Genomic DNA, 11284 nt, shown 5'->3' with positions numbered 1-11284 from the left:
CGGACCTCTTTCCGCCGCCCACCTTGTTTTCAGTCCCAGGAGCCGACCGTGAAGCGGACCTATCAGCCGTCGCGACTCGTGCGCAAGCGCCGTCACGGCTTCCGTTCGCGGATGGCCACCAAGAACGGACAGAAGATCGTTGCGCGCCGCCGCGCCAAGGGCCGCAAGCGCCTGACGGCCTAAGTCGTCCGGCGCCCGGACCGGGCGCATGAGCGACCTCGTGAAAATCGAACGCCTGAAGTCGCGGCCCCAGTTTCTGGCGGCCGCGAAAGGCGTTTCAGAGGCCCGCGGGGCCGTGGTCGTGCAGCGCCTCGACCGGGGGGACGGCGACCCGACGGTGCGGCTGGGCTTCACCGCCACGCGCAAGATCGGCGGCGCCGTCGTCCGCAACCGCGCCAAGCGCCGCCTGCGCGAGGCCGCCCGCGCCTTGGCGCCCCAGCTGGCGCGGCCGGGCAGCGACTATGTCTTCATCGCCCGGATGGGCACCGCAGACCGCCCGTGGGACCGTTTGCTTGACGATGTGAAATCGGCGCTTACAAGGCTCGCGACCCCGCGGTCGGCGCCTCCTGTCGCGCCCCACGCACCGACATCGCCCGCCGGCCAGGACCACTGACCTCCATGCCCCCCCAGAACAACAGCCGCAACACGATCATCTTCATCGTGATCGCGTCGATCATGCTGCTGGCCTACAGCTTCTTCGTCATGGAGCCGCAGGCGCAGAAGCGCCGCGCCGCGCAGCAGGCGACGGCCGAAGCCACCTCGGGCCCGGTCACCGCCCCGCCCGCCAGCGCCGCGATCTTCACGGAGGACCGCAGGGTCGCGCTTGGCGCGAACGGAACGCAGCGCGTGCGCATCCGCACCGGCACCCTGACCGGTTCGATGTCGCTGACCGGCGGCCGCATCGACGACCTGTTCCTGACCCGCTACCGCGAGACCATCGACAAGGACTCCCCGGCCGTCGAACTGTTCCGCCCCGAAGGCATGAAGCACGCCTTCTACGCCCAGTTCGGCTGGACCGGCCCGAACATCCCCGGCGGCGTGCCCGGCCCGAACACGCCCTGGCGGCTGACCCAGGGCCAGACCCTGACGCCGACCACGCCCGTCGTGCTCACCTGGGACAACGGCGCCGGCCTGCGCTTCACCCGCCGGGTCAGCGTCGACGAGCAGTATATGTTCACGGTGACGGACACGGTCGCCAACTTCAGCGCCCAGGCCGTCACCCTGACGCCCGCGGCCACCGTCCTGCGCCAGGGCGTGCCGACCGGCCTCGGCAAGAACCAGGTGCTGCACGAAGGAGCGATCGGCACCTTCGGCGACGGCGAGTCCTATTCGACCACCCAGCTGAAATACGGCGCCTGGGCCAAGAAGAAGGCGGCGGAGGAGCACGAGTCCACCGGCGGCTGGCTGGGCATCACCGACAAATACTGGATGGCCGCCCTGATCCCGGCCCAGGACGAGAAGATCGACGCCGAGTTCCGCGTCAGCGGCGCCGGCGCGCCCGCCCAGAAGATGCATCTGGTCGGCATGCTGGGCGAATCCCGCACCGTCCAGCCCAACACCCAGATCACCGAGACCCGGCGCCTCTTCGCCGGCGCCAAGCGCAACGAGATCCTGTCCGGCTACGAGAAGAGCCTCGACCTGCCGCGCTTCGTCTACGCCATCGACTGGGGCTTCCTGTTCTTCCTGACCCGGCCGATCTTCTGGCTGGTCGAGTTCTTCTACGGCTTCCTGGGCAATTTCGGCCTCGCCATCCTGGCCCTGACCCTCACCGTCCGCCTGATCATGTTCCCGCTGGCCAACAAGAGCTACGAGAGCATGTCGAAGATGCGCAACCTCCAGCCGAAGATGGAGGAGATCAAGAAGAAGCATCCCGACGAGCCGCAGAAGCAGCAGCAGGAGCTGATGGCCCTGTACCAGAAGGAGAAGATCAATCCTCTGGCCGGCTGCCTGCCGCTGCTGCTCCAGATCCCGGTCTTCTACGCCGTCTACAAGATGCTGTTCGTGACCATCGAGATGCGCCACCAGCCGTTCTTCGGCTGGATCCGCGACCTCTCGGCGCCGGACCCGACCTCGATCTGGAACCTGTTCGGTCTGATCCCGTGGGATCCGGCCTCGGCGCCGCTGGTCGGCCCCTATCTGGCCGGCACCTTCGCCCTCAGCATCCTCGCCATCTTCTACGGCCTGACCATGTGGCTGCAGATGGCGATGAGCCCGCCGGCGCCCGATCCCATGCAGCGCCGCATCTTCCAGTTCATGCCGGTCGTCTTCACCTTCATCATGGCCACCTTCCCGGCCGGCCTGCTGATCTACTGGGCGTGGTCGAACATCCTGACCATCTTCCAGCAGTACATCATCATGCACCGCCTGAAGGCGGAGAACCCGATCGACACCTTCTTCGCGCGCCTGAAGAACGCGAAGGCCTGAGTTGGACGAGTTCACCCCCGAGGAACTGGAGCAGGCGCGCATCCTGTTCGCGCGCCCGGCCACCTTCGTCATGGGGTGCGCCAAGATCGAGCAGCTGCCCGACCCGGATCTGCCGGAAATCGCCTTCGCCGGCCGCTCCAACGTCGGCAAGTCGAGCCTGATCAACGGCCTCGTCGGCATGCACAAGCTGGCCCGCGCCTCGAACGAGCCGGGCCGCACCCGCGAGGTCAATTTCTTCGATCTCGACGGCAAGATGCGGCTGGTCGACCTGCCCGGCTATGGCTGGGCCAAGGCTTCGAAGTCGACGGTCAGGAAATTCCAGGACCTCGGCCGAGACTACCTGCGCGGCCGGGTGACGCTGAAGCGGGTCTATCTGCTGATCGACGCCCGCCACGGCCTCAAGAAGGTCGACGACGAGGCGCTGGACGCCCTCGATCTTGCGGCCGTCAGCTACCAGATCGTGCTGACCAAGGCCGACAAGCTCAAGAAGGGCGAGGCCGAAAAGGTCCAGGCCGCCACCCTCAAGGCCATCGCCAAACGCCCGGCCGCCTACCCCGCCGTCATCGTCACCTCGGCCGAAAAGGGCCATGGCCTGCCGGAACTCCGGGCCGAGATCATGCGCACCACGGGCGTGGTTCTCTAGGGCCGGTCCAGGTCTCGCCTCCCGTCATCCCCGGGCTTGACCCGAGGACGACGGATTGTGGGTTGACGCCAGGCGAGCCTCAACCCGCTTGCTTCGAACTCCGGCCGGTGATCCGGTGCGGCCATGCACACCCGCACCATCCAGACCGACCGCCTGAACCAGCAGATTCTCGAGGCCGGCGCCGGCCCGCTGGTGCTGCTGATCCACGGCTTTCCGGAACTGTCCATAAGCTGGCGGGCGCAGGTCGGGGCCCTCGCCGCCGCCGGCTATCGCGCCGTCGCCCCCGACATGCGCGGCTACGGCGGGACGGACAAGCCCGCGGACGCCGCCGCCTACGGCGTGCTCGATCTCGTGGGCGACATGGTCGATCTCGTCCGGGCGCTGGGAGAGACATCCTGCATCGTCGTCGGCCACGACTTCGGCGCCTCCGTCGCCTGGCATTGCGCCCTCACGCGCCCGGACCTGTTCCGCGCCGTCTTCTGCCTCTCGGTGCCGTTCCAGCCCCGCCGGCCCAAGGGGCCGCCCACCGCCGCCCTGGCCGCCATCACCCGGCGCGCCGGCCTCGGCCAGATCTACATCAGCCAGTTCCAGGCCCCGGACGCGCACCAACCCTTCGACGCCGATCCCGCCACCGCCCTGCGCAAGGCCTTCTACGCCTATGACGGGGCCACGCCCGACGGCCGCCAGTCGACCGGCTTCTTCCCCGAGGGCCAGACCCTGCTCTCCACCATTCCCGACGATGCGTCCCTGCCGCCGTGGATGACCGAGGCGCATTTCGCCGAGTACGTCGCCGCCTTCTCTGGGGGCGGCTTCAAGCCCCCCGTCGACTGGTACCGGAATCTGGATGCGAACTGGGCGGTCACCGCCTTCCTGCAGGACGCCCGCATCGGCGTTCCCGCGGCCTTCGCGGTCGGCGAGCGCGATCCGGTTCGCCATTACGCCGGACCGGCCGAGGCCGGGCTGAAGGACTGGGCCCCCGGTCTGCGCATCCAGCAGGTCATCCCCGGTGCCGGCCACTGGATCCAGCAGGAGCGGCCCGAAGACGTGAACCGTCTGCTGCTGGGGTTTCTGGGTCAGCTGTCCGACCCCTCACAGTGATCCGCCGCCCGGCGCGCGGCTCCGCCTGACATAACCCGGTGGAGTCCCTGCGCCCACGAACCCTCCGGTTGCATGCCGGGGGTTTTCGGGGGAGAGTGCCCACGCTTCTGGAGGAACGCCCATGCGCCTTTCCGTCTGCATCGCCGCCGTGGCGCTCGCCGTCTCGGCCCTTCCCGTCGCCGCACAGACGACGCCGCCGCCGAACCCCAACACCCCGCCGCCGCCGCCGTCGGCCAGAATTCTGCAGGACCGGCCGTACACCGCGGTCATGCCGGGCATGCAGGCCAGCTACGAGACCTTCCTCGACTCGGCGTCCGGCAACAACATCGGACCGCAGCCCCTCGCGCGGATCGACCTCGCCAACCGGGTCAGCACCCTGATGGAGTTGGGGCGCTGCACCGAGGCCCGCGAGCACGCACGCGCCGCCGGCGACCGGCAGATGGCGCTGCGCGCCCGGCAACTCTGCCGCACCGACCGCGCCGCCTGATCCCTAGACCGGATCGGTCGGGTCGGGCCGGACCGGCGCCGGCGCCGGCTCCGGCGTCGAAGGCACGTCCGGCAGGGGGATGAACTCCAGATCGTCCTCGCTCGGCAGCGCCATGCGCCCCGCCTTCCAGTCCGCCTTGGCGGCGTCGATCTTCGCCTGCGAGGACGAGACGAAATTCCACCAGATCAGCCGCGGCCCGACCGGCTCGCCGCCCAGCACCATGACTGTCGAGGGCCGCAGCGCGCGCACCGTGGGCTCGGCGCTCGGCTCCAGCACGATCATCTGCCCCTCGTGGAAGGTCCGGTCGCCGACCTCGATCTCACCCTTCGCCACATACAGGGCCCGTTCGGAATAGCCGCCGGCGACGCCCCGGCCCGGCGGCGGCGTCGTGCGCACGCCCTCGGCCAGTTCCCAATGAACATAGAACAGGGGCGACGAGGTCGGCACGGCCGCCTTGGCCCCGTAGGCCTCGCCCGCCACCAGCCGCGCGAACAGACCGCCGTTTTCATAGGCCGGCTGGTCGGCCTCGCCGTGATGATGGAAGGACGGGTCGACGTCCTCGGCCTCGGTCGGAAGGGCGATCCACGCCTGCATGCCGTGCATCGGCCCGCCCTGGCTGCGCTTCAGCGGATCGGTGCGTTCCGAGTGGACGATGCCGCGGCCCGCCGTCATCCAGTTGACCTCGCCGGGGCGGATGGCCTGGACCGCGCCGGTGTTGTCCCGGTGCATGATCTCGCCCTCGAACAGATAGCTCAGGGTCGACAGGCCGATGTGGGGATGCGGCCGCACATTGATCGCCTCGGCCCCGGGCGCGAACGCCGCCGGCCCCATCTGGTCGAGGAAGATGAACGGCCCCACCATGCGCCGGGCGTGGAAGGGCAGCACCCGCCCGACCTCGAACCCGCCGAGATCCTTGCGCCGGGCGTCGATCACCATCTCGATCATAGTCGTGTCCCCGTCAGTCGAGCCGCAGCCGGGAGATCAGCGCCGGTTCGGGCTCCGGCGACGTCAGCGCCCCCTCCCCGTCGAAATCGCTCCACTGCGAGCGCGATACGAACACCAGTTCGCCGTCGTGGACCAGTCCCGTCGTGGGCTCGTCCAGTTGCGGCAGGTTGGCGGCCATCACCTCGACCGCCTCGATCCGGCGCCAGGCCGCGTCCGGCGTCAGCTTCAGCACCCGCTGCGGGGCCGTGCCGTTCTGCAGCGCATAGAGGACGCGGCCGTCGGAGATCAGGCCATCGATGCCGATCAGGCTGGCGTTTCCCGGCGCCGCGAGCCTCACCGCCGCGCCGCTGCTCCGGTCGACCCGCCACAGGCCGGACGAATAGTCGGCTGTGATCAGCGCCGCGCCGTCGGGCGTTACGGCCATCCCCTGCGGCGACCGCATCGGTCCCGCCGGCACCAGCACCTCCAGCACCTCGCCGCCCGGCTTCAACTGCAGCAGGTCGCCGCCGGCCACATAGACGGCGCCGTCCGGGCCCAGCGCCACGTCGCCGAGCATCTGCTCCCCGGGCGCCGGATAGCGGGCCAACATCCGCCCGCTCGCCAGATCGATCTTGAGCAGCGCGGACGCCGGCCTCGGCGCGTCGGGCGCCAGGCCGTTGACGGCCGGCGGCAAGGGAGACGTCGCGGCCCACAGAACCCCGGCCCGGGCGTCCAGCGCCAGCCCCAGCACGCCGCCGATCGACGGATCGTCTCCGAGCCAGGGCGATACGGTCCCCGCATCGTCAAGCGCCACGATCGTCCGACCCCGGATCAGGGCCACCAGCCAGCGGTCCCGCGCCTCGTCCCGCGCCACGCTCTCGACCAGGACGACGCCGGGAACCGCGGCCAACGGCGTCAGGCGGTCGGCCCCGACCGGCGCGCGGTTGGCCTCCACCGTCGCCGCCAGCGCCTCGAACCCCGGCTGGTCGCCCAGGCCGGCCAGCGCCGGATCGCCGCCGAGGTTCATCGACAGCCCCGTGTCCGCATAGCGCTGCGCCAACGCCAGCGCGTCCGCCGGTCGTCCGGCCGCGGCGGCCAGCCTCGCGCGCATCAGCATCAGTCCGGGATGGTTGGGGATGCGTCCGTCCGCCTCGGCCAGCCGGGCCTCGGCGGTGGCCAGATCGTCCGCGTTCGCCGCCGCCACGCCCTCGGCCCGCAACCGGTAGAAGGCGGCGACGTCCGACTCGGCCGCCGCCTGGGCGAAACAGGGCGCGGCGCCGCACAGCAAACCCGCGATGACGATGGCCGCAACGGTGCGCATGACGTTTCCCCCCGGCTGCCCGACGACTATCGGCCCGGCTTCGGGATCGGCCAACTCAAGGATTGGTAATGTGCGTCAGCCCACGTGCGGGGTGATGATTCCCAGCGGCAGGGTCGTGACGTTCTTCACCCCGCGCGTGACGATATGGCTCTCGCAGTCCGAGACGATGCCGAGGCTCAACAGCTTCTCGCGCAGGAATCGGTCGAAGGCGTGCATGTCGGAGGTGATGATGCGCAGCACATAGTCCTCCCGCCCGGTGATGGTGGCGCACTGCACCACCTCGGGCCAGTCGGCGACCGCGGCCTCGAACCGGTCGAGGTTCTCGGTCGAGGGAAGGCTCAGCTTGACGATGGCGTAGACCTCGAAATCCAGCCCCAGACGGGTGGCGTCGAGCAGGGTCACCCGCTTGCGGATGAAGCCCGTATCCTCCAGTCTCTTGATCCGGCGCCAGCACGGCGAGGCCGACAGACCCACCCGCTCGGCGACCTCGGCCACGGACAGCCCGGCGTCCTGTTGCAGGATGTCCAGTATGCGGGCGTCCACGGGATCCAGATCGTCGGCCAAGGCGTTTCTCCGGTTCTACTTATGGCGCAATAAAATACCCGTGAACCGGCATATGCAAGGTCAAAATCGAGCGAGCCTTGGCTTGCGGACCATGCTACAGGGCGCCGGAGGAAACGCGGTCGGATCAACCGGACGGCAGGACGGAATGAAAAAGCCAAATACGCAACCGCTGTCGCTGCGCGTGCCGGAGCCTTCGGGCCGCCCGGGCGACAAGCCGGACTTCAGCCATCTAAAGCTCGACGCGCCCGGCGCCGTCGACAGGCCCGCGGTCTCGACCGCGCCCTTCGACATGCGCGACCACGCCTTCCGCCTCGTCCGCGTGCTGGACGACGACGGCAAGGCGGTCGGCCCGTGGAACCCGAAGCTGGACGCCGAGACCCTGCGCAAGGGCCTGAAGGCGATGATCCTGACCCGCGCCTTCGACGACCGGATGCATCGCGCCCACCGCCAGGGCAAGACCAGTTTCTACATGAAGTGCACGGGGGAAGAGGCCATCGCCGTCGCCCAGGGCATGATCCTGTCGCGCGAGGACATGGGCTTCCCGACCTATCGCCAGCAGGGGCTGCTGATCGCGCGCGGCTATCCGCTCGCGACGATGATGAACCAGATCTATTCCAACGCCGCCGACCCGATCAAAGGCCGCCAGCTGCCGATCATGTATTCGGCCAAGGACTTCGGCTTCTTCACGATCAGCGGCAACCTCGGCACCCAGGTGCCGCAGGCCGTCGGCTGGGCCATGGCCAGCGCCTACAAGGGCGACGACAAGATCGCCATCAGCTGGATCGGCGACGGCGCCACCGCCGAGGGCGACTTCCACAACGCCCTGACCTTCGCCGCCGTCTACCGCGCGCCGGTGATCCTCAACGTGGTCAACAACCAGTGGGCCATCAGCTCCTTCCAGGGCATCGCCGGCGGGCTCGAGACCACCTTCGCCTCCAAGGCCATCGGCTACGGCCTTCCGGCCCTGCGCGTCGACGGCAACGACTTCCTCGCCGTCTGGGCCGCGACCCAGTGGGCCGAGGAGCGCGCCCGCTCCAACCAGGGCGCGACGGTCATCGAGCTGTTCACCTACCGCGGCGCCCCGCACTCGACTTCCGACGATCCCAGCCGCTACCGCCCCGGCGACGAGCACGAGAAATGGCCGCTGGGCGACCCCATCGCCCGCCTCAACCAGCACCTGATCGCGCTCGGCGAATGGTCCGACGAGCAGCAGACCGCCGCAGAGGCCGAGGCCGTCGAACAGGTCCGCGCCGCCGGCAAGGAATCCGAGGCCATCGGCACGCTCGGCCAGTCGCGTCCCTCGGTGAAGACGATGTTCGAGGAGGTCTATGCGACCGAGGACTGGCGCATCACCGAACAGCGCCGCGAGGTGGGGGTCTGATCATGGCTGAGCAAACCACCTTCACCGAAGCCGACCGCGCCGACGGCGTCGAGCCCGACATGGTCGACCAGAATCACGCGCCGAAGTCCGAGGCGCCGACCAACGGCGTCGTCCCGATGAACATGATCCAGGCGCTGAACTCGGCCCTGCACGTCAAGATGGCCGAGGACCCCAACGTCCTCAGCTTCGGCGAGGACGCGGGCTATTTCGGCGGCGTCTTCCGCGTCACCGACCAGCTGCAGCAGAAGCACGGCCTGACCCGCAGCTTCGACGCCCCGATCAGCGAATGCGGCATCGTCGCCGCCGCCATCGGCATGGGCGCCTACGGCCTGCGCCCGGTCGTCGAGATCCAGTTCGCCGACTACATCTACCCGGCCTACGACCAGATCGTCTCCGAGGCGGCCAAGCTGCGCTACCGCTCGGCCGGCCAGTTCACCAGCCCGATCACCGTGCGTTCGCCCTACGGCGGCGGGATTTTCGGCGGCCAGACCCACAGCCAGTCGCCCGAGAGCCTGTTCACCCACATCGCCGGGTTGAAGGTCGTCATCCCGTCCAACCCATATGACGCCAAGGGCCTGCTGATGGCGGCGATCGAGGACGACGACCCGGTCATCTTCTTCGAGCCGAAACGCCTCTACAACGGCCCCTTCGACGGCTGGCACCAGAAGCCGGTGTCGCCGTGGAAGGCCCAGGAGCTGGCCCAGGTCCCGACCGGCAAATACGTCGAGCCGATCGGCAAGGCGCGGGTCATGAAGGAAGGCGCCGACGTCACCATCCTCTGCTACGGCACCATGGTCTGGGTCAGCCTCGCGGGCGCCGAACACGCCGGGGTCGACGCCGAGGTCATCGACCTGCGCACCCTCGTGCCGCTGGACATCGAGACCATCGAGGCCAGCGTCAGGAAGACCGGCCGCTGCGTCATCGTCCACGAGGCCCCGAAGACCTCGGGCTTCGGCGCCGAACTCAGCGCCCTCGTGCAGGAACGCTGCTTCTACCACCTCGAGGCCCCGATCGCCCGCGTCACCGGCTGGGACACCCCCTATCCGCACGCCTTCGAGTGGGAATATTTCCCCGGTCCGGAGCGGGTCGCCACGGCCCTGAAGTCCGTCATGTCGGGAGGCCGCTGAGATGGGTCGCTACGTCTTCAAACTGCCCGATGTCGGCGAAGGCACCGCCGAGGCCGAGCTGGTCGGCTGGCACGTCAAGGTCGGCGACACCGTCGCCGAGGACCAGATCATCGCCGACGTCATGACCGACAAGGCCACCGTCGAACTGACCAGCCCCGTCGCCGGCAAGGTGATCGCCGCCCACGGCGAACCCGGTCAGCAGCTGGCCGTCGGCTCACCCCTGATCGAGTTCGAGGTCGACGGCGCGGGGAATGCGTCGGGCGACAGCGCCGCCCCCTCCGTCTCCGCGCAAGAGCGCGAAGCCACCTCCCCACGGGGTGGGGAGGTGAAACCGGCCGACGCCTCACCGCCCCACGCCAGTGGGGAGGGGGACCGCGAAGCGGTGGTGGGGGCGACTCTGTCCTCCGCCAACTACGTCTTCAAACTCCCCGACGTCGGCGAAGGCACCGCCGAGGCCGAGCTGGTCGGCTGGCACGTCAAGGTCGGCGACAGGGTCGCCGAGGACCAGATCATCGCCGACGTCATGACCGACAAGGCGACGGTCGAACTGACCTCGCCGGTCGCCGGAACCGTCGTCGCCCTGCACGGCGACGCCGGTCAGCAGATCGCCGTCGGCGGGCCTCTCGTCAGCTTCCAGGTCGAGGGCAAGGGCAATGTTTCTGCTCCCCTCTCCCTTGAGGGGAGAGGGGCCGGGGGTGAGGGTGCTCGCGCCGCAGCGAATGAAGCCCCCACGGTTCCGTCCTCTGTTCCCGCCGCCGCGTCCAGGCCGCCGGCTTCCACCCCCACCCACGCCTCCCCCCTCAAGGGAGAGGGCTCACGCCAGCTCTCCGCCCGCGGTGAACGTCCCCTCGCCTCCCCCGCCGTGCGCCAGCGCGCCCGCGACCTGGGGATCGAACTCCAGTTCGTCCCCGGCTCCGGCCCGGCCGGCCGCATCGAGCACGGCGACCTCGACGCCTGGCTCGCCTCCGGCTCGTCTGGATCGGCCGCCTCCGGGGCCTCCGGGTCCTCGACCTATGCGAAGGCCGAAGGAACCACCGAGACCCGCATCATCGGCCTGCGCCGCAAGATCGCGGAGAAGATGGCCGAGAGCGTCCGCCGCATCCCCCACATCACCTATGTGGAAGAGATCGACGTCACGGCCCTCGAGGAGCTCCGCGCCCACCTCAACGCCAACCGCAAGGCCGACCAGCCGAAGCTGAACGTCCTGCCCTTCATCGCCCGCGCCATCGTCGTGGCCCTGCGCGACCAGCCGACCATCAACTCGCACTACGACGACGAGGGCGGGGTCCTGACCACCCACGCCGCCGTCCATCTC

12 protein-coding genes are annotated in these 11284 nt (G+C 69.4%); 9 read left to right on the top strand and 3 right to left on the bottom strand.

Annotation, left to right across the window (positions count from 1 at the left end; all coding sequences use genetic code 11):
• Window positions 1–48 precede the first annotated feature (48 nt).
• From rpmH to VGD32_RS07370, 6 genes are all read left to right on the top strand, one after another.
• On the top strand, window positions 49–183 hold the full coding sequence (gene rpmH / locus VGD32_RS07395; protein WP_003164000.1) for a 50S ribosomal protein L34: 135 nt from the start codon (window positions 49–51) through the stop codon (window positions 181–183).
• Window positions 184–208: 25 nt separating this feature from the next.
• On the top strand, window positions 209–613 hold the full coding sequence (gene rnpA, locus VGD32_RS07390) for a ribonuclease P protein component (protein WP_331031259.1): 405 nt from the start codon (window positions 209–211) through the stop codon (window positions 611–613).
• Between the two features lie 5 nt (window positions 614–618).
• On the top strand, window positions 619–2424 hold the full coding sequence (gene yidC / locus VGD32_RS07385; RefSeq protein WP_331031258.1) for a membrane protein insertase YidC: 1806 nt from the start codon (window positions 619–621) through the stop codon (window positions 2422–2424).
• 1 nt (window position 2425) lies between these two features.
• A complete protein-coding gene (yihA, locus tag VGD32_RS07380; protein ID WP_331031257.1) occupies window positions 2426–3067 on the top strand; it encodes a ribosome biogenesis GTP-binding protein YihA/YsxC in 642 nt (213 codons plus the stop codon).
• A 123-nt stretch (window positions 3068–3190) separates the two neighbouring features.
• Complete coding sequence (locus tag VGD32_RS07375) at window positions 3191–4165, top strand: alpha/beta hydrolase (protein ID WP_331031256.1); 975 nt, start codon at window positions 3191–3193, stop codon at window positions 4163–4165.
• A gap of 121 nt (window positions 4166–4286) precedes the next feature.
• Entirely contained in the window at window positions 4287–4652 is a 366-nt protein-coding gene (locus VGD32_RS07370; RefSeq protein ID WP_331031255.1) for a hypothetical protein, read from the top strand.
• A gap of 3 nt (window positions 4653–4655) precedes the next feature.
• Here VGD32_RS07370 and VGD32_RS07365 read toward each other — a convergent pair whose 3' ends face one another.
• From VGD32_RS07365 to VGD32_RS07355, 3 genes are all read right to left on the bottom strand, one after another.
• On the bottom strand, window positions 4656–5597 hold the full coding sequence (locus tag VGD32_RS07365; protein ID WP_331031254.1) for a pirin family protein: 942 nt from the start codon (window positions 5595–5597) through the stop codon (window positions 4656–4658).
• Between the two features lie 13 nt (window positions 5598–5610).
• Window positions 5611–6897, bottom strand: a complete 1287-nt coding sequence (locus tag VGD32_RS07360; protein WP_331031253.1) for a hypothetical protein — start codon at window positions 6895–6897, stop codon at window positions 5611–5613.
• Between the two features lie 75 nt (window positions 6898–6972).
• Window positions 6973–7461: an Lrp/AsnC family transcriptional regulator gene (locus VGD32_RS07355; RefSeq protein ID WP_331031252.1), complete on the bottom strand. Its 489-nt coding sequence runs from the start codon at window positions 7459–7461 to the stop codon at window positions 6973–6975.
• Window positions 7462–7606: 145 nt separating this feature from the next.
• Between VGD32_RS07355 and VGD32_RS07350 the strand changes: the two genes are divergently transcribed.
• The 3 genes from VGD32_RS07350 to VGD32_RS07340 form a co-directional block, all read left to right on the top strand.
• Window positions 7607–8842, top strand: coding sequence for a 3-methyl-2-oxobutanoate dehydrogenase (2-methylpropanoyl-transferring) subunit alpha (locus tag VGD32_RS07350; protein ID WP_331031251.1), 1236 nt, complete (start codon window positions 7607–7609; stop codon window positions 8840–8842).
• Between the two features lie 59 nt (window positions 8843–8901).
• Entirely contained in the window at window positions 8902–9969 is a 1068-nt protein-coding gene (locus VGD32_RS07345; protein WP_349256721.1) for an alpha-ketoacid dehydrogenase subunit beta, read from the top strand.
• A gap of 1 nt (window position 9970) precedes the next feature.
• On the top strand, window positions 9971–11284 hold a 1314-nt coding region (locus VGD32_RS07340), incomplete at its 3' end, for a biotin/lipoyl-containing protein (RefSeq protein WP_331031249.1).

It is taken from the genome of Brevundimonas sp. (genome assembly GCF_036402095.1).
Classification (GTDB): domain Bacteria; phylum Pseudomonadota; class Alphaproteobacteria; order Caulobacterales; family Caulobacteraceae; genus Brevundimonas.
The sequence above is the reverse complement of the archived record's forward strand: the minus strand, read 5'-3'. Positions and strand labels throughout refer to the sequence as shown.

Coding starts and splice junctions, on each gene's coding strand:
- rnpA (WP_331031259.1), top strand. CDS start 209: ATGAGCGACCTCGTGAAAATCGAACGCCTGAAGTCGCGGCCCCAGTTT.
- yidC (WP_331031258.1), top strand. CDS start 619: ATGCCCCCCCAGAACAACAGCCGCAACACGATCATCTTCATCGTGATC.
- VGD32_RS07375 (WP_331031256.1), top strand. CDS start 3,191: ATGCACACCCGCACCATCCAGACCGACCGCCTGAACCAGCAGATTCTC.
- VGD32_RS07370 (WP_331031255.1), top strand. CDS start 4,287: ATGCGCCTTTCCGTCTGCATCGCCGCCGTGGCGCTCGCCGTCTCGGCC.
- VGD32_RS07365 (WP_331031254.1), bottom strand. CDS start 5,597: ATGATCGAGATGGTGATCGACGCCCGGCGCAAGGATCTCGGCGGGTTC.
- VGD32_RS07360 (WP_331031253.1), bottom strand. CDS start 6,897: ATGCGCACCGTTGCGGCCATCGTCATCGCGGGTTTGCTGTGCGGCGCC.
- VGD32_RS07350 (WP_331031251.1), top strand. CDS start 7,607: ATGAAAAAGCCAAATACGCAACCGCTGTCGCTGCGCGTGCCGGAGCCT.
- VGD32_RS07345 (WP_349256721.1), top strand. CDS start 8,902: ATGGTCGACCAGAATCACGCGCCGAAGTCCGAGGCGCCGACCAACGGC.